An 18,359-nucleotide genomic window follows, 5' to 3' on the forward strand; every position below is an offset into this window, starting at 1 on the left:
GCCTTGCGGCAGGTTCGGCCGAAACTATGGCACCATGCCCACGCGCCCGCCTACGTCAAATGACGCATGGTCGCGAGCCGGGCGGAGACCAGCCGCGCGATCAGGCGGGCTGGCTCGCCAGATCGACCGGCAGGCCGCGGATGCGCTTGCCGGTGGCCGCGCGGATCGCGTTGACCAGCGCGGGGATCACCGGCGGCAGCGCCGGTTCGCCCAGCCCGGTCGGCGGATAATCGGTGGTGACGAACGCCACCTCGATGCGCGGCGTCGCGTCGATCCGCTGGAAGGGGTGGCTGTCGAAGTTTTCCTGCTCCACCGCGCCCGCGACTTGCGTGATCCGCTGCCCGGCCAGCGCCTGCCCCAGCCCTTCGATCACCGAGCCCTGGACCTGGTGCAACGCATTGAGCGGATTGATGATCTGGCTGCCGACATCGCCCGCGACCCAGACGGCAAGAACCCTGGGCTGCCCTTCGACGACCGAGACTTCCACCACTTCGGCGAAATAGCCGGCGTGGCTGAAATAGAAGGCGAAGCCTTTCCCGTGGCCGGCCGGCAGCGCCTTGCGATCGGCCCAGCCGGACATGGCCAGCACCTTGTCGATCACGATCCTGGCGCGTCCGGTCAGGAAGGCCGGGCCCCGGCCGCCGCTCGTCACCTCGCGCGGCTCGTCCAGCAGTTCGAGCATCAGCGCGGGCAAGTCCTTGCCGGCGGCTTCGGCCACTTCGTCAAGAAAGCTCTGGAAGACGAAGCCCAGCGCGTTCGATCCGGGCGCGCGCAGCCAGCCCATCGGCAGGTTGGTGGCCAGCACCGACTGTTCGAACAGGACATGCTCGACCAGCCCGGCCGGCAGGGTCGTCGCCGAAAGCTCCGCCCCGCGCCCGGCCTTCCCGTCCGTGCCGAAAGTGACGAAATGATCGCGAAAGCCGATCAGCCGCCCCTTGCCGTCCAGCGCGGCGGCAAAGCCGTGCCAGCCACCGGCGCGGTAGAAATCGCGCCGGAAATCGTCCTTGCGGTTGTAAAGCAGCTTCACCGGTGTGCCCGGCACCTGCATGGCGATGGCGGCGGCCTGCACCATATAGTCGTTCATCAGCCGCCGGCCGAAGCCGCCGCCGATGCGCGTCAGGTTGATGCGGATCTTCGCGGGCGGCAGGCCCAGCGCGTTGGCGACCAGGGCGCGGCCGTTTTCCGGGTTCTGCGTGGTCGCCCAGATCTCGATCGCGCCGTCCTTGAACAGCGCGGTGGTGTTCTGCGGCTCCAGGGTGCCGTGGGCCAGGAAAGGATAGCTGTAGCGCGCCTTGACCACTTTGGCCGCGCCGGCGAAGGCGGCGGCGACATCGCCCGATCGCACCACTTCGCTTTCGGCCGCCCCCGCGAGGCGTTCCTCCGCCTGCCGTTCGTAGCTTGCGGTGGAAAAGCCGGTTTTCCCGGCATCGTCCCATTCGATCTTCAGCGCCTCGCGCGCGCGGTTAGCCGTCCACCAGCTTTCGGCCAGGATGGCGACGCCATCGAACAGCGATTCGGCCTGGCCATCGCCCTTGATCGTCAGCACGTGGCGCACGCCGGGTACGGCGCGCACCTCATCCAGATTGGCCGATTTCAGCTTTCCGCCGAACGCGGGGCAGGTCTCCAGCACGGCGTGGAGCATTCCGGGCAGCGCCACGTCGATGCCGAACAGCGGCTTGCCCGCGACGATCGCGGGCGTATCGACGCCGCCGATCGGCTTGCCGATGATGCGGAAATCGGCCGGGTCCTTGAGCTTGAGCTTCGCCGGATCGGGCGGCGCGACGGTGGCGGCGGCCGCCGCCAGCTCGGCATAGGCGATCGCGCGGCCGGACCGACGGTCGATCACCTTGCCGCTCGCGGTCGTCAGCCCTTCGGCCGGCACGTTCCACCGGGTCGCGGCGGCCGTGACCAGCATGGCGCGCGCAGCCGCGCCGGCCTGGCGCATCGGCAGCCATTCGCGCGGCGTGGTACGGCTGCCGCCCGCGCTCTGCCCGCCGAAGATGGCCTGATCGGCATGGGTCTGCTCGACCGTGACTTGCGCCCAGTCGACGTCCAGCTCCTCGGCGATCAGCATCGGCAGCGAGGTCTTGACCCCCTGCCCGATCTCGGCGTTCTTGCCGCCGATCACCACGCGATTGTCGGGCAGGATGCGGATGAACGCGGTGACGACGATCGGCTGGCCGTCCGCCGCGCGCGCCGCCATGGGCACCGACAGATCGAACAGCAGGCCGCCGCCCGCCAGCAGCGAGACGCCGATGAAGCCGCGCCGGGTAAGTGTTTCCGCGCTCATGACCGCGCCTCCCCGCCGGCCTTGCCGCCAGCGTCGGCCGCCTTCCTGCCAGCCGCCTTCCTGATCGCCGCGCGAATGCGCACGTAAGTGGAGCAGCGGCACAAGTTGCCCGCCATCGCCGCGTCGATATCGGCATCGCTGGGCCGGGGCGTCTGCGCCAGCAGCGCGACCGCGCTCATGATCTGGCCGGCCTGGCAGTAGCCGCATTGCGGCACGTCCAGTTCGGTCCAGGCCTGGGCGACGGCACGCCCGACCGCGCCCTTGGCGACCCCCTCGATCGTCGTGACCGCCATGCCTTCGGCGGCGGAAACCGGCGTCAGGCAGGAACGGATCGCCGAACCGTCGAGATGGACCGTGCAGGCCCCGCACAGGCCCGCGCCGCAGCCGAACTTGGTGCCCGGCATCGCCAGATCCTCGCGCAGCACCCACAGCAGTGGCTTTTCGGGATCGGCCTCGACCGATCGGGGCTCTCCGTTGAGCGTGAATTGGATCGCCATGGTCGTGCTACCTGTGGTCCTGCTGCCTGTCTTGCCGCCGATCCGGGCATCATGCCCGGCTGGCGGCGTTCACTTGATGACGCCCGCGCCCGCCAGCTTCTTGCGCATCTCGCCCACTTTGGCCAGCGTCCAGCCGGGCTCGCCGCGCACGGCCGCGACTTCGGCGGGGGTAAAGGCCCTGCCCTTGCCTTGCGCCAGCCAGTTGAGCGTATCGGCTATATCCTTGTCCGACAACCGCGCGAAGGGGCCCATGGTGCCGCGAACCGGCTTGCCATCGACCGTGATGGCCCCGCTCTGGCCGTAAAGCACGGTGGCGATCAGCCACTTGCGCCCGTCCTTGTGCGCGGCGATCGCGTCCACCCGCCCGGTCAGGCGCGGGAAGACGCCGGGCGTGCCCTTGCCGTCGGGCTTGTGGCAAAGCTGGCAATTGGTGGCATAGGCCTTGGGCGCGGCCTGCGCCCATGCGGGCGCGGCCAGGCCCAAGGCCGCCAGCGTGGCGACCGCTGGCACCAGCCGGGCCATGGCGTGGCTAGGAAGCCGGGACAACTTTCGGGTCAAGATCATACTCCACGGACAAATCTGGAACGGGCGAATCTGAATTGGGCAAATCGGAAACTGGCGAAGCCGCATGTCGCGAAGCTGAACCGGCGGAGACGGATTCCGGCCCGGCCTCGCGCGCCAGCAGAGCTTCCAGCTGCTCGCGCCGCTGCACGGTTCCGCGCGCGACCAGTTGGCCGTCCGCGTCGATCAGCGCCGCCGCCGGCACCGGGCCGATCAGGAAGTCGTCGCCGATGGCGCCGCTGAGGATGAAATGCGATTCCTTCAGCCCGTTGCGGCGGATCAGCCCGGCATAGTCTTCCGTCCGGCCATCGCCAAGGAACAGCAGACGCACGTCCGCCCGGCGGCACAGATCCACGGCATCGCCGATCACCGTCTCGCACAGGCCGCATCCCGCCTCGATGAACACCAGCAGCAGGGGGCGCGGCTCCCGGCTGACGCCGCCGATGGTCAGCGTCTCGCCCGCCAGCGAAGGCGCGCTGACGATCGGCGCGGGCTCGGCCGGATGCGGTCCGCCACCCGGCCGGGGCGTGCCGACCGGCGCCATCGCCTGGCGCGCCAGACGCAATTGCCGCCGCAGCGCCAGCACCGCGACGACCAGCAGGATGACGCACAGTCCCAGAAGGAAAAGCAGGGGGACAAGCATGACGCCCGGACCTCTAATCACCTGTCCCGCATCGACGCATAGGGCATTTGACGTAGGGTCACGAGCGAAGGCCGCGCTAGGCTTGCCGGCAGCGGTTTCCGTAGTTTCCGTCATCGCCACGAGCCTGCCTCGCGACAGGGATGGAAGCGAAATTTCCCCGGATTCCGCCCTGACGAATGGGGCCGCGACGCCCCCCTACGTCACGCTCGCCCCCCCCCTACGTCAATCGCCCCATTGCCGCGTGCCGGCGCCTTCCTACGCTTGGCGCGGTGATCGTCGCATTTCGGGGGCAAGCGAATGAAGAGGAAGCGGGCGTTTCTGGCGGGCGTGTGCGCCCTGGCCGTGATCGGGTCGGGCGCGGTCATCGGCAAGGAGGAAAAGCCCCCCATGCCGCCCGAACTGGAAGCCAGGATCGCCGGGCTGTCCAAGGAAAAGCGCGACTTCCTGGTGTCCGACCCGGCCGAGATGTTCGCCGGTTCCTACGAAAAGCTCTATACCCGGCTCGCGACCAAGACCCCGCAGGAGATCGACGCCTATATCGAAGGCATGATGGCCGCGGTCGAAGCCGCCAGGTTCCATCCCGAAACGGACATGGCGGCCATCCCGCTGGACACCGGGGACAAGAACTTCAACGGCTGGAAGCTGCGCCGCCCGCAAGGGCTCGATCCGCACCGCGAGCCCGGCCCGTTCGAGCTGAGCTATTACGCCCACGGGCGCGGAGGCGGCGTCTATGGCGGGGGCATCGCCACTTTCGCGGGCGCGCCGGTGGCGATCTATCCCGAGGATCTGGTGGCCGGCAAGGTCGATGTCGCGATCGTCGGCGCGCCGCTGGACATGGGCTCGGGCTATCGCGGCGCCAAGGGCGGCCCTTCGGCCATGCGCACGCAATATGGCGCGGGCGGGATCGACATGTTCACCATGGTCGATCCGTCGAAGGAGCTGAACATCGTCGATTACGGCGATATCGCGATCGACAACATGAGCACCGAGCGCACAGTGCAGCACGTGCGCGAGCGCGTGGCCGAGATCGCGCGCACCGGCGCCATTCCGTTCATCGTCGGGGGCGACCACAGCCTGGAATATTCCGATGTCGCCGGGCTGGCCGACGCGCATGGCAAGGGCAGCTTCGGTGTGGTCCACTTCGATTCGCACTATGACGCGGGCAAGGGCGGGGTCCATTTCATCACGCACGGCGCCCCGGTCTATCGCGCGGTCAAGGAAGGCCATGTGCTGGGCAGGAACTATATCCAGGTCGGCCTGCGCGGCCCCTGGCCGGGCGCCGAGGGCTTCGAATGGATGCGCGACAACGGCGTACGCTATCACGCGATGCCGGAAATCGAGAAGAGCGGCTGGCAGGCCACGATGGAGCGCGCGCTGAAGGAAGCGCGCGAGAGCGGGAAGAAGATCTACGTCTCGTTCGATGTCGACGTGTTCGATCCCGCCTTCGTCCCCGGCACCGGCACGCCCGTGCCCGGCGGCCTGACCATGCGCGAGGCGATCCCGATCGTGCGCCGACTCTGCGCCGAGAACGAACTGGTCGGCTTCGAGATCGTCGAGCTGGCGCCGGTCCTCGATCCGACCTACCGCAGCGCGCTCAACGCCAATTTCATCATGCACGCCTGCCTCACCGGCGTCGCGATGCGCAAGAAGGGGATCAGGCAGGTCAACTTCCTGTCCGATCTCACCACCGAGCACGGCCAGCCGGGGTTCGGCGAGAAGGCGGCAAAGGCGGGCAAGACCGAGAAAGTCGATCCCGATTACGCCCGTGGCGGGCGATCCCGTTCCGGGACGTGACGCGGCGCGGGCATCCGCCCATACGTCAAATGCCCCATGCCACGGGGAGAGGCTCGCCAGCACACCTGTCTTATGACCGCGCTGCGCGCCCTGCCCCTGCCTGATACCTCCCCGGAAGCGAAGCCGCGCGGCGCGGCGCGGATGCAGCGCGTGGACGGGCAGGCGATGGTCCGCTTCGGCCCGCATGGCGTGCGCGACCTCCGGCAAGTGGCGCCGGCGCGCTTGCTGTTTCCCGATGGCCGCGACGGCGATTTCCCGCTGGCGGTGACTGTCACCACCACCGGCGGCCTGACCGGGGGAGACCGGCTCGCGCTCGATATCGTGGTCGATCCCGGCGCGGCGGCCACGATCGTGCCGCAAGCGGCCGAAAAGCTCTACCGCGCCTTGCCCGACGACCCGCCGACGCGGATCGAGACGCGCGTCACGATCGGCGCGGGCGGCCGCTGCGAATGGCTGGCGCAGGAGGCCATCCTGTTCGACCGCAGCCGGATGCGCCGATCGCTGGAGATAGACCTGGCCGCCGACGCCCGGATACTGGCCATGGAAATGCTGGTGCTGGGCCGGGGCGCGATGGGCGAGACTTATCGCGAGGGGCTGATCCACGATACCTGGCGCGTGCGGCGCGACGGTCGCCTCGTCTGGGTCGATGCGCTGCATGTCGCGGGCGACGTGGCCGCCACCGCCGCCGCGCCGTTCGGCTTCGGCGGCGCGAGCGCCCTTGTCACGCTGGTCCATGCCGGCCCGGCCGCGCCGGCCCATCTCGATCTCGCGCGCGGGCTCTGCGCCTCGCCCGGCAGCGGCGCCACCGCGTTCGACGGCCTCCTGATCCTGCGCATGACCGGGCCGGACCCGCGCGTGGTGCGCGACTGGGCGCTCAACGCCGCCGGCGCGTTGCGCGCCGCCATTTTCGGAATATCGCCCAGGTTGCCAAGCCTATGCTACTGTTGACCCCATGCATCTGACAGGTCGGGAAAAGGACAAGCTGCTGGTCGCCATGGCCGCCATCGTCGCGCGCAAGCGGCTGGAGCGGGGCGTGAAGCTCAACCATCCCGAGGCGATCGCCCTCATCACCGACCACGTCGTCGAAGGCGCGCGCGATGGCCGCCCGGTGGCCGATCTGATGGCCAGCGGCGCCCATGTGGTGACGCGCGCGCAAGTGATGGAAGGCGTGGCCGAGATGATCCACGACATCCAGGTGGAAGCCACCTTCCCCGACGGCACCAAGCTCGTCACCGTGCACAAGCCGATCCGATGATCCCCGGCGAGATCATACCCGCCGCCGGCGATATCCAGCTCAACGCGGGGCGCGCGACGATCAGGCTGTCGGTCGCCAACAGCGGCGACCGGCCGATCCAGGTGGGCAGCCACTATCACTTCGCCGAAGCCAATCCGGCGCTGCTGTTCGATCGCGCGACCGCGCGCGGCTGCCGGCTGGATATTCCTTCCGGCACCGCCGTGCGGTTCGAGCCGGGCCAGTCGCGCGAGGTCCAGCTCGTTGCCTATGCCGGCAGCCGCACCGTCATCGGCTTTCGCGGCGCCGTGATGGGGGATCTGTGACATGCCCGTGACGATGAGCCGGCGCGCCTATGCCGGAATGTTCGGGCCGACCGTGGGCGATCGGGTGCGGCTGGGCGATTCCTCGCTGCTGATCCGCATCGAGGAAGACCGCACGATCTATGGCGAGGAAGTGAAGTTCGGCGGCGGCAAGGTGATCCGCGACGGCATGGGCCAGGGTCAGACCTCGCGTGCCGAGGGGGCGCCCGACACCGTCATCACCAATGCCGTGATCCTGGATCACTGGGGCATCATCAAGGCCGACATCGCCCTTCGCGACGGACGCATCAGCGCGATCGGCAAGGCCGGCAATCCCGGCGTGCAGCCCGGCGTAGACATCCCGATCGGCCCCGGTACCGAGATCATCGCCGGCGAAGGCCGCATCGTCACGGCCGGCGGGATAGACGCGCACATCCACTTCATCTGTCCGCAGCAAGTGGAAGAGGCGCTGAACGCGGGCATCACCACCATGCTGGGCGGCGGCACCGGCCCGGCCCACGGCACGCTGGCCACCACCTGCACGCCGGGCGAATGGCACATCGGCCGGATGCTGCAGGCGCTCGAAGCCCTGCCGATGAACTTCGGCCTGTTCGGCAAGGGCAATGCCAGCACGCCGGCCGCGCTGGTCGAGATGGTGCGCGCCGGGGCCTGCGGGCTCAAGCTGCACGAGGACTGGGGCACCACGCCCGCCGCCATCGACTGCTGCCTGGCCGTGGCCGACGAGCACGACGTGCAGGTCACGCTGCACACCGATACGCTGAACGAGGCCGGCTTCGTCGAAAGCACGATCGCGGCTTTCGCCGGCCGCACGATCCATGCCTTCCACACCGAAGGCGCGGGCGGCGGCCACGCGCCGGACATCATCCGGGTGGCGGGGCTGCCCAATGTCCTGCCCTCCTCCACCAATCCGACCCGGCCCTACACCGTCAACACGATCGAGGAGCACCTCGACATGCTGATGGTGTGCCACCACCTTGATCCCCGCATCGCCGAGGATGTCGCTTTCGCCGACAGCCGCATCCGCAAGGAGACGATCGCGGCCGAGGATATCCTGCACGATCTGGGCGCGTTCTCGATGATGTCTTCGGACAGCCAGGCGATGGGCCGCGTCGGCGAAACCGTGATCCGCTGCTGGCAGACCGCCGACAAGATGAAGCAGCAGCGCGGCAGCCTGGGCCCGGACGATGGCGAGGCGGACAATTTCCGCGCCCGGCGCTATATCGCCAAGTACACGATCAACCCGGCCATCGCCCACGGCATCTCGCACATCGTCGGCTCGATCGAGGTGGGCAAGCTGGCCGACCTGGTGCTGTGGTCCCCGGCCTTCTTCGCGGTGAAGCCGGACCTGGTTATCAAGGGCGGCTCGATCGCGACCGCGCCGATGGGCGATGCCAACGCCAGCATCCCCACGCCCCAGCCCGTCCATTACCGCGCGATGTTCGGCGCGCTGGGCCGGGCGGGCGTGGCCTCCTCGCTCCATTTCGTCTCGGCTGCCGGGATCGAGAGCGACGTGGCCGCGCGGCTGGGCCTGCAGCGCCCGCTGGAAGCCGTGCGCAACACGCGCGGCGGGATCGGCAAGGCCGCGATGATCCTGAACGACGCCATGCCGCGGATCGAGGTGGACGCGGAAACCTACGAAGTGCGCGCGGACGGCGAACTGCTGACGTGCGAGCCCGCCAGCGTGCTGCCTTTCGCGCAGCGCTATTTCCTGTTCTGAGCCGATGATCATGCTGACCGCCCGAGAGATCCTGCCCCGTGGAACCTGGTCCGAGGGCGACGCGTGCGACCGCGTGGTGCTCGATCATGACGAACGCCACCGCCGCCGCTTCCACTATGTCGCGCAGGGCGGCACCGGCTTCCTGCTCGACCTCGCGCGCGCCACGGTGCTGCGCGACGGCGATGGCCTGCGGCTGGCGGACGGACGGATCATCGCGGTGCGCGCCGCGCCCGAGCCGCTGATGGAAGCGCGGGCGCAAAGCCCGCACGCGCTGCTGCGCCTCGCCTGGCACATCGGCAACCGCCACTTGCCCGCCGAGATCACGCCCGAAGGCATCCGTCTGCGGCAGGACCATGTGATCCGCGCCATGCTGGAGGGCCTGGGCGCCGAAGTGCGCGACATCGACGCGCCGTTCTCCCCCGAACAGGGCGCCTATGCGGGGGACGGCGAGCCGCACGGGCATGAGCATGAGCATGGGCACCATCATGGCCACGATCACGATCATGACCATGCGCACGGGCATCACCGCCATGCTGGCTGACGCGGCGCTGCACCGGCTGCTGGCCTGGACATCGCCGTCCTATCCGGTGGGCGGCTTCACTTACAGCCACGGCCTGGAAACCATGGTCGAGCAGGGGCGCGTGCGCACCGCCGGCGATGTTGCCGCCTATGTCGAGGCGGTGCTGGCGCGCGGCGGCGGCTGGATCGACGCGGTGCTGTTCGTCCACGCCTGGCGCACCGCCGGGAACGAGGCCGCCTTCGATGAGATCGCCGAGCTGGCCGCCGCGTTTCGCGGCAGCAGCGAGACCGCGCTGGAAAGCCGGCAGCAGGGCAGTTCCTTCCTCACCGTGACGCGCAAGGCCTGGCCGCACCCCGCGCTCGATGCTTTCGCCGCGCGCCACGCGGATCGGCCCATCGCGCATTGCGCCATCATGGCGCTGGCCTGCGCCGCCCATGCCGTGCCGCTGGTCCCCGCGCTGCATGGCTGGCTTCACGCCGCCGCCGCCAATCTCGTCTCGGCCGGCGTGCGGCTGGTGCCGCTGGGCCAGACCGACGGCCAGCACGCGCTGGCCGCGCTGGCCGCCGCGATGGAAGCGATCGCCGCCCGCGCGCTCGTGACTCCGCTGGAAGACCTCGGCACGGCGGCACCCGAACTCGAACTCGCTTCGCTTGCCCACGAAACCCTCTACACCAGGCTGTTCCGCTCATGACCATGACCAACGGACCCTTGCGCGTCGGCATCGGCGGCCCCGTCGGATCGGGCAAGACCGCGCTGACCGACCGGCTGTGCAAGGCCATGCGCGATCGCTACAATATCGCCGCGATCACCAACGACATCTACACGCGCGAGGATGCGGAGTTCCTCACCCGCTCGGGCGCATTGGTGCCCGAACGGATCATGGGCGTGGAAACCGGCGGCTGCCCGCACACCGCCATCCGCGAGGATGCCAGCATCAACCTGGTCGCCGTGGACGAGATGGCCCGCCGCTTCCCCGGCCTGGAGATGATCTTCATCGAAAGCGGCGGAGACAACCTGGCCGCCACGTTCAGCCCGGAACTGGCCGATATCACGATCTACGTGATCGACGTTTCGGCCGGCGACAAGATTCCGCGCAAGGGCGGCCCCGGCATCACCCGTTCGGACCTGCTGGTGATCAACAAGATCGATCTGGCCCCGCTGGTCGGCGCCAGCCTGGAAGTGATGGACCGCGATGCCCGCAAGATGCGCGGCGCGCGCCCGTTCCTGTTCACCAATCTCAAGGAATGCGTCGGGCTGGACAGCATCGTCGAATTCATCGTCACCACCGGGGGCCTGCCCGAACGCGAAACGGAGCGATGAGGCAGCCGGACTACATCCTGCGTGAAAAGCGGCTCTACAACAAATGGGTCGCGAGCCAGACCCTGGAAGACTATGCGCTGCGCTATACCGCCGACAGCGCGCGTCGCTGGTCGCCCCGCAGCGTGGCGGGCACCGCGATCGGTGCCACCGCCTTCCTCGCCTGCGAAGCGATCGGCGCCTCGATCACCCTGACATACGGCTTTGCCAACAGCGTCGCGGCGATTGTCGCCGGCATGGCACTGATGTTCGTCATCGGCCTGCCCATCGCCTATCAGGCGGCCAAGCGCGGGCTCGATATCGACCTGCTGACGCGCGGCGCGGGCTTCGGCTATCTCGGCTCGACCATCACCTCGCTGGTCTATGCCTCGTTCACCTTCCTGCTGTTCTCGGTGGAAGCGACGATCATGGCCGTGGCGATCCGGGCGATGACCGGGATGCCGATGAGCGTGGCCTACCTGATCTGCGCCCTCGCCGTCATCCCCATCGCCTTCTACGGCATGAGCGCGATCACCCGGTTCCAGGCCTGGACGCAAGGCATCTGGATCGTGCTGCAAATCGCGCCGATCGTCTATATTCTGTGGTCGGGGCCGGAAACGCTGGCGATGTGGTCGCACTATGCCGGCCGCTTCGGCGCCGCCGACGGCAGCGTCAGCCTGCTGTCTTTCGGCTTTGCCCTTTCCACCCTGCTCTCGCTGCTGCCACAGATCGGCGAGCAGGCGGACTATCTGCGCTTCCTGCCCGCGCGCGCGCATCGGCGCAATGCGCTGGTGGGCGGCGATGCTGGCGGGGGGGCCCGGCTGGACCCTGATCGGCGGGGTCAAGCTGCTGCTCGGCTCCTATCTCGCCTGGTTCCTCGTCAGCAGCGGCGCCGCGCCCGACGATCCTTCGAGCCCGACCGCGCTGTTCCACGCCATCTTCACCCGGATGACCGCGTCGCCCGCGCTCTCGCTGGTGCTGACCGGGCTGTTCGTGATCGTCTGCCAGCTCAAGATCAACGTCACCAATGCCTATGCCGGCTCGATCGCCTGGTCGAACTTCTTCTCGCGGCTGACGCACAGCCACCCGGGGCGCATCGTCTGGCTGGTGTTCAACGTGCTGCTGGCGCTGCTGCTGATGGAAATCGGCATCTTCGCCGTGATCGAGCAGATCCTGATCCTCTATGCCACCGTGGCGGCGGCCTGGATCGGCGCGCTGGCGGCGGACCTGATGATCTCCAAGCCGCTGCACCTCTCGCCGCGCGGGATCGAGTTCAAGCGCGCGCATCTCAACGATCTCAACCCGGTCGGCATCGGCGCCATGGTGCTGTCGATCCTGGCGGCGACTTGCGCGCATTTCCGCCTGCTCGGTCCCGTGGCGCAAGCGTTCGCGCCGGTCATCGGGCTTGCCGTCGCCTTCACCGCCGCGCCCGTCATCGCGCTGCTGACGCATGGGCGCTACTACATCGCGCGGCGCTCGCACTGGCCGGCGGGGGTGGAGGAAGCGACCTGCGTCATCTGCGAGAACAGCTTCCAGGTGACGGACATGGCGCATTGCCCGATGTACGCGGCGCCGATCTGCTCGCTGTGCTGCACGCTGGAAGCGCGCTGCCACGATCGCTGCAAGCGCGACAGCCGCGCCACGCAGCAGCTTGCCGGCTGGCTGGAACGGCTGCTGCCCAACGCGGCGGCGCGCTTCGTCCATACCCCGGTGGGCCATTTCGTCTTCGTCATGATCGCGATCCTCAGCGCGATCGCCGCCATCGTCGGCACGCTTGCCTGGCAGGTCGAAGTGGCCATGCCGGCGGCCGCGCCGCGCCTTTCGGGTGTGCTGATCGGGCTGTTCCTGCTGCTGTCGCTGTGCGGCGGGGTGATCGCGTGGATCATCGTGCTGGTGCACCACAGCCGGCGCTCGGCCATGCAGGAGAACGAGCACCACGTGCATCGCCTGCTCGAAGAGATCGAGGCCCACAACAAGACCGAGGTGGAGCTGCAACAGGCCAAGGAAGCGGCGGAGGCGGCCAATTCGGCCAAGAGCCGCTATCTCGTCAGCGTCAGCCACGAGATCCGCTCGCCGCTCAATTCGATCTACGGCTATGCGCAACTGCTCGAACGCGGGCATGACGTGACGCCGGTGGAAGCGGCCAAGGTCATCCGCAGAAGCTCCGAGCACCTGACCAATCTGGTCGAAGGGCTGCTCGATATCTCGCAAGTCGAAAGCGGCGTGCTGCGCATATCGAGCGAGACGGTGCGCTTCCCGCCTTTCGTCGATCAGATCGCCAACATGTTCCGCCCGCAGGCGCAGGCCAAGGGCATCGCCTTCGAATACGAACGCCCCAAGCGCCTGCCCGGTTTCGTGCGTACCGACCAGAAGCGGCTGCGCCAGATCCTGATCAACCTGCTGTCGAACGCGATCAAGTTCACCCAGTCCGGCTCGGTCACGTTCAAGGTGCATTACCGCAGCGAACTGGCCACCTTCGAAGTGATCGACACTGGCATCGGCATCTCGCAGGAGGATCTGGCGCGCGTGTTCGAGCCGTTCGAACGCGGTGGCAACCCGGATGCGCAGCGCCAGAAGGGCGTCGGGCTGGGCCTGGCGATCACCCAGGCGCTGGTCCGCATCCTGGGCGGCGACCTTTCGGTGGAAAGCGAGCCGGGCAAGGGCACGCGCTTCACCGTACGCCTGATGCTGGGGCAAGTCACCGGCCCCAGCCAGGAGATCAGCCCGGTCGAGCGCATCACCGGCTATGAGGGGGAACGCCGCAAGGTCCTGGTGATCGATGACGATCCGGCGCAGATCGGCATGGTGCGCACTTTGCTGCAACCGCTCGACTTCGAGGTGTTCGAAGCCTCCAACGGCAGCGACGGGCGTGCGATCGCCAGCAGGGAACGGCCCGACATCATCCTGCTCGATATCTCGATGCCCGGCGAATCCGGCTGGGACGTGTGCCATGACTTGCGCAAGGAACTGGGCCCGGCGGTGAAGATCGTGATGGTATCGGCCAATGCGCACGAATTCAGCCGGGGCGGCGATGGCCATGCCAACCACGACATGTTCCTGAAAAAGCCGGTGGAGCTTGATGCCATGCTCGATGTCGTGGCCGAGCAGCTTTCGATCCGCTGGGTCGGCGAAAATCCCGAAGCGGCCATGCCCCAGCGCGATCAGGCCGAACTGCCCCCGCTTCCCGCCAGCGCCGCGCCGTTCCTGGCCGAGATCGAGCAGAAGGCGATCATCGGCCACGTTCGCGGCATGGAGGCGGGCATCCGCGCGCTGGAAGACGCCGTGCCCGAAGCCGCGCCGCTGGTCGCCCGGCTGCTCGACCAGCTCGACCGCTTCGATATCCAGATGCTTCTCAAGACCGTCAGGGCCAGCCGATGAACCCCGCCCCGCCGCGCAGCGACACCGTCCTTGTCGTCGACGATACGCAGGAATCGCTGCGGTTCCTCACCGACACGCTCGAAGCGGCCGGAATCTCTGTGCTCATCGCCACCAGCGGCGAGGCGGCGCTGCAATTGCTGGAACATGTCGTGCCCGATCTCGTGCTGATGGACGCGGTCATGCCGGGGCTTGACGGGTTCGAGACGACGCGGGCGATCAAGGCCATGCCGGCGGGCGCGCATGTGCCGATCATCTTCATGACCGGGCTGACCGAAAGTGAGCATGTCGTCCACGCGCTCGATGCCGGCGGGGTCGACTACTTGCGCAAGCCCATCGTGGTCGAGGAACTGCTGGCGCGCGTGCGCGTGCACATGGCCAATGCCCGCCAGACCCGTGGCAGCCACTATGCGCTCGATGTCACCGGCCGCAGCCTGATCGCGGTGGTGGACGAGGCGCAAGTCGCCTGGTGCACGCCGACGGCCGAGAAGCTGCTGCAGATGTTCGATCCCGAATGGTCGCGGCACGAGCACGCGCTGCCGCCGATCCTGCGCGGCCCGGTCACGCGGCTGTTCCATGAGGATGCCGCGCCGGGCACCACCACCAAGATCGAGGTCGATGCCGGGCGCTCGCTGGAGCTGATCGTCGTCGGCCGGTCGCGGCCGGGCGAACTGCTGATCCGGGTCAACTACATAGACCCGCTGGCCGATATCGCCTGCCTGCAGCAGCATTTCGGGCTGACCCAGCGCGAGGCCGAAGTGCTGCTGTGGATCAGCTATGGCAAGCCCAACCGCGTGATCAGCGAAATCCTGTCGATCAGCCCGCGCACGGTGAACAAGCATCTGGAGCAGGTGTTCGAGAAGCTGGGCGTGGAAACCCGTGCCGCCGCCGCGGCTTTCGCGGTGCGGATCATCGCGCAATAGCTTTCCGGGCCGCTGCCCGCCGCCTTATTCCGCCGGATCGGCCGCCGGGCCGCCATGGGCAACGCCCGTCGAAGCAGGCGCCGGAACGGGCGCCGGCTGGGGCTTGCGCCGCATCAGCGTGCGCAGGAGCCGGCTGGTTGCCTGCGGCGAGGTGGTATAGGGCGCCAGCCAGCGATAGAGCAGCGGCACGATGTACAGCGTCACGCCCGTCGCCAGCGTGACGCCGAAGACGATCACCACGCCGATGGACGCGCGCGAGCCCGCGCCCGCCCCGGTCGCCATGGCCAGCGGCACCGCGCCCGCCACCGTCGCCAGCGAGGTCATCAGGATCGGGCGCAGGCGCAGCACCGCCGCTTCGCGCAAGGCCTCCTCCACGCTCCGCCCCTGATCGCGCAGCTGGTTGGCGAATTCGATGATGAGCACGCCGTTCTTGGCCGCGAGCCCCACCAGCATGACCGTGCCGATCTGGCTGTAGAGGTTGATCGTCATGTCCGTCAGCGCCAGCCCGATGATCCCGCCGGCCACCGCCAGCGGCACCGCCGAAATGATGATCGCGGGGTGGATGAAGCTTTCGAACTGCGCCGCCAGCAGCAGGTAGATGATCAGCACGGCAAGCCCGAACACCAGCCAGATCGAATTGCCGGTCTGCTTGAAGGCCTGGCTTTCGCCGCGATAGCCCACGGCCAGCACTTCGGGCGACTGGCGCGCCTGGTCTTCGAGGAAGGCGAGCGCGTTGCCCAGCGAATAGCCGGGGGCCAGCCCGCCCTGCAGCGTGATCGCGCGCATCTTGTTGAACCGGCCCAGCTCTTTCGCGGTGGCCGATTCGCGCACCGAGATCACATTGGTCAGCGGCACCAGCGCGCCGCCGCGCGCGCGGACATAGACCGAGGAGAGCTGGTCCTCGCGGCTGCGATTGGCCTCGTCGGCCTGCACGATCACGCGGAATTCCTCGCCATCGCGCACGTAAGTGGAAACGCGGCGCGATCCCATCAGGGTCTGCAGGGCCTGGCTGATATCGTCCACCGAGATGCCCAGGTCGCCGGCGCGCTTGCGATCCACCTCGATCAGCAATTGCGGCTTGGTCTCGATATAGTCGGCATCGAGATTGACGATGCCGGGATTGGCGGCGGCGGCATCCAGGATCCGGTCACGCGCGCGCGCCAGTTCGTCATAGCTGGTGCCGGCGATCACGAACGTGATCGGCTGCCCGCGCGAACGGCCGATCGGCGACCGCACCGAGGCATTGCCGCGCAGCCCGGCCAGCGTGCCGAGCTTGCGATTGAGCTCGCCCACCACATCCTGCGAAGACTTCTCCCGCTCGTCCCACTGGTTGAGGTAGATCGTCATGTTGGCGCTGTCGAAATCCTCGCTTTCCCCCTGGTTGGCGGGAATGCGCGCGTTCAGGCCGCGCACCGCGTCCTTGCCGATCATCGGGATCACGAGGTTTTCCGCTTCGACCATGTAGCGGCTGAGCTGGGCGAAGCCGGTGCCTTCGGGCGCGGTCAGGCGGACGCTGAGCACGCCCATGTCCTCGGGCGGCGCCAGCTCGCTTTCCAGCCCGGTGAACTGCCATGCGGCAAATCCCAGGATCGCGGCGACGCCGGCCAGCACCACCGGCCAGCGGCGCATCGCCACGTCGAGCGAGGCGGCATAGCCGGCCATGACTTTGTCGAACAGCCGGTCGATCGCGTGCGACAGCCGGCTCGGCTCATGCTCGCGCAGCAGCCGCGAGCACAGCATCGGCGCCAGCGTGAGCGCGAGAAAGCCCGATATGCCCACCGCGACGACCAGCGTCACCGCCGGCTCGCGGAACATCAGCCCGGTCTCGCCCGAAAGGAACATCACCGGCACGAACACGGCGCAGACCACCAGCGTGGTGACGAGCACGGCAAAGCCCACTTCGCGCGCGCCGTTGAACGCGGCCAGCAAGGGCGGCTCACCCTCCTCGATCCGGCGATGGACGTTTTCCAGCACGACGATCGCGTCATCCACCACCAGGCCGATGGCCAGCACCAGCGCCAGCAACGTCAGCAGGTTGATCGAATAGCCCAGCAGCCACAGCACCGAACAGGTGGTGAGCAGGCAGATCGGCACCGTGATCGCCGGGATCAGCGTGGCCCGCCAGCTTCCCAGGAACAGGAAGATCACCACCGTGACCAGCACCGCCGCCTCGGCCAGCGTGTGCCACACGCCCTTGATCGCTTCCTCGATATAAAGCGAATTGTCGCTGCCCTGCCGGATTACCATGCCTTCGGGCAGGGTCTTGGCCATTTCGCGCACTTCCGCCTTGGCCGCCTGGGCCACGGCCAGCGTATTGGCGCCCGACTGGCGCACGACGGCGAGGCCCACGCCGTCCTCGCCATTGAAGTGGAAGCGGCTGTAGGGGTTTTCCGCCTCTTCCTGGATGCGGGCGACATCGCCCAACCGGACGAGATAGCCGTCAGGCCCGCGCCCGATCACCAGAGTGCGGAAATCAGCCGGGGTGGTGAAGCCGCGATTGACCCTGAGCGACAGGTTCTGCTGCACCGATTCGATGCGCCCGGCGGGCAGTTCCACGTTCTGGCTGCGCAGCGCGTTCTCGATATCGCGCGGCGTCAGGCGGAACGCGGCGAGCCGGCCGGGATCGAGCCAGATCCGCATCGCCGGGCGCGCGAGGCCAATCGTCGTGACATCGGCGACGCCATCAAGCGAGGCGAGCCGGTCCACCAGCGTGCGCTCGACATATTCGCCCAGCTTGATCCGGTCCCAGGCCGGCGCGCTGACGAAGAAATAGATGATCGGCTGCGCATCGGTATCGGTCTTGCGCACTTGCGGCGGCTGCGCGTCGTCCGGGCGATCGGCGGCGCCGGCCGCGACCCGGTCGCGCACGTCGTTGGCGGCCGCGTCGATATCGCGGCCGGGCCGGAATTCGACCGTGATGCTGGAACGCCCGTCGCTCGATTGCGAGGCGATCGTCTCGATCCCCTCGATCCCGGCCAGGCGATCTTCCAGCGGCTGGGTGATGCGGCTTTCGATCACGCTGGCGCTGGCGCCGGTATAAGTTGTCTGGATCGAGATGACGGGCGGATCGGTGGCGGGAAATTCCCGCACGGAAAGCTGGAGATAGCCGATCACCCCGGCAATGGTCAGCAGCAGGGCCATGACCACGGCCACGATCGGCCGGCGCACCGAGATGTCGGAAAGAAACAC

At 68.2% G+C, this 18,359-nt stretch carries 16 protein-coding genes; 10 read left to right on the top strand and 6 right to left on the bottom strand.

Annotation, left to right across the window (positions count from 1 at the left end; genetic code table 11):
* Nucleotides 1–100 precede the first annotated feature (100 nt).
* The 4 genes from PYV00_RS18025 to PYV00_RS18040 form a co-directional block, all read right to left on the bottom strand.
* Entirely contained in the window at nt 101–2,290 is a 2,190-nt protein-coding gene (locus PYV00_RS18025) for a xanthine dehydrogenase family protein molybdopterin-binding subunit (RefSeq protein WP_275229674.1), read from the bottom strand.
* Entirely contained in the window at nt 2,287–2,787 is a 501-nt protein-coding gene (locus PYV00_RS18030) for a (2Fe-2S)-binding protein (protein ID WP_275229675.1), read from the bottom strand. The genes PYV00_RS18025 and PYV00_RS18030 overlap by 4 nt, the downstream gene beginning before the upstream one ends.
* Before the next feature lie 69 nt (nt 2,788–2,856).
* Nucleotides 2,857–3,309, bottom strand: coding sequence for a c-type cytochrome (locus PYV00_RS18035; protein WP_275229676.1), 453 nt, complete (start codon nt 3,307–3,309; stop codon nt 2,857–2,859).
* Between the two features lie 7 nt (nt 3,310–3,316).
* Nucleotides 3,317–3,991 (bottom strand): methylamine utilization protein MauD, encoded by a 675-nt coding sequence (locus tag PYV00_RS18040; protein WP_275229677.1) that lies wholly within the window; start codon nt 3,989–3,991, stop codon nt 3,317–3,319.
* 297 nt (nt 3,992–4,288) lie between these two features.
* Between PYV00_RS18040 and PYV00_RS18045 the strand changes: the two genes are divergently transcribed.
* The 8 genes from PYV00_RS18045 to ureG all read left to right on the top strand — a co-directional run bounded on the left by PYV00_RS18045 (nt 4,289) and on the right by ureG (nt 10,896).
* Nucleotides 4,289–5,785 (top strand): agmatinase family protein, encoded by a 1,497-nt coding sequence (locus PYV00_RS18045; RefSeq protein ID WP_275229678.1) that lies wholly within the window; start codon nt 4,289–4,291, stop codon nt 5,783–5,785.
* Nucleotides 5,786–5,857: 72 nt separating this feature from the next.
* Nucleotides 5,858–6,733 (top strand): urease accessory protein UreD, encoded by an 876-nt coding sequence (locus tag PYV00_RS18050; RefSeq protein WP_275229679.1) that lies wholly within the window; start codon nt 5,858–5,860, stop codon nt 6,731–6,733.
* A 4-nt stretch (nt 6,734–6,737) separates the two neighbouring features.
* The gene (locus tag PYV00_RS18055) at nt 6,738–7,040 is read left to right on the top strand and encodes an urease subunit gamma (RefSeq protein ID WP_275229680.1); all 303 of its coding nucleotides are present in this window, start codon (nt 6,738–6,740) and stop codon (nt 7,038–7,040) included.
* The gene (locus tag PYV00_RS18060) at nt 7,037–7,342 is read left to right on the top strand and encodes an urease subunit beta (RefSeq protein ID WP_275229681.1); all 306 of its coding nucleotides are present in this window, start codon (nt 7,037–7,039) and stop codon (nt 7,340–7,342) included. The genes PYV00_RS18055 and PYV00_RS18060 overlap by 4 nt, the downstream gene beginning before the upstream one ends.
* Nucleotide 7,343: 1 nt before the next feature.
* The gene (gene ureC, locus PYV00_RS18065) at nt 7,344–9,056 is read left to right on the top strand and encodes an urease subunit alpha (RefSeq protein WP_275229682.1); all 1,713 of its coding nucleotides are present in this window, start codon (nt 7,344–7,346) and stop codon (nt 9,054–9,056) included.
* Nucleotides 9,057–9,066: 10 nt separating this feature from the next.
* Complete coding sequence (gene ureE, locus PYV00_RS18070) at nt 9,067–9,597, top strand: urease accessory protein UreE (protein ID WP_275229683.1); 531 nt, start codon at nt 9,067–9,069, stop codon at nt 9,595–9,597.
* Entirely contained in the window at nt 9,530–10,267 is a 738-nt protein-coding gene (locus PYV00_RS18075; RefSeq protein WP_275229684.1) for an urease accessory protein UreF, read from the top strand. Before ureE ends, PYV00_RS18075 begins: the two co-directional genes overlap by 68 nt.
* Nucleotides 10,264–10,896: an urease accessory protein UreG gene (gene ureG, locus PYV00_RS18080; protein ID WP_342803823.1), complete on the top strand. Its 633-nt coding sequence runs from the start codon at nt 10,264–10,266 to the stop codon at nt 10,894–10,896. The genes PYV00_RS18075 and ureG overlap by 4 nt, the downstream gene beginning before the upstream one ends.
* An 82-nt stretch (nt 10,897–10,978) precedes the next feature.
* Here the strand turns inward: ureG and PYV00_RS24365 are convergent, their stop codons facing one another.
* Entirely contained in the window at nt 10,979–11,161 is a 183-nt protein-coding gene (locus PYV00_RS24365) for a hypothetical protein (protein ID WP_342803824.1), read from the bottom strand.
* A gap of 512 nt (nt 11,162–11,673) precedes the next feature.
* Between PYV00_RS24365 and PYV00_RS18085 the strand changes: the two genes are divergently transcribed.
* Both PYV00_RS18085 and PYV00_RS18090 read left to right on the top strand, forming a co-directional pair.
* On the top strand, nt 11,674–14,250 hold the full coding sequence (locus PYV00_RS18085) for a hybrid sensor histidine kinase/response regulator (protein ID WP_342803825.1): 2,577 nt from the start codon (nt 11,674–11,676) through the stop codon (nt 14,248–14,250).
* A complete protein-coding gene (locus PYV00_RS18090) occupies nt 14,247–15,170 on the top strand; it encodes a response regulator transcription factor (RefSeq protein ID WP_275229685.1) in 924 nt (307 codons plus the stop codon). Before PYV00_RS18085 ends, PYV00_RS18090 begins: the two co-directional genes overlap by 4 nt.
* 24 nt (nt 15,171–15,194) lie before the next feature.
* Here the strand turns inward: PYV00_RS18090 and PYV00_RS18095 are convergent, their stop codons facing one another.
* Nucleotides 15,195–18,359, bottom strand: coding sequence for an efflux RND transporter permease subunit (locus PYV00_RS18095; protein WP_275229686.1), 3,165 nt, complete (start codon nt 18,357–18,359; stop codon nt 15,195–15,197).

It is taken from the genome of Novosphingobium album (ex Liu et al. 2023), assembly GCF_029076845.1.
Taxonomy (GTDB): domain Bacteria; phylum Pseudomonadota; class Alphaproteobacteria; order Sphingomonadales; family Sphingomonadaceae; genus Novosphingobium.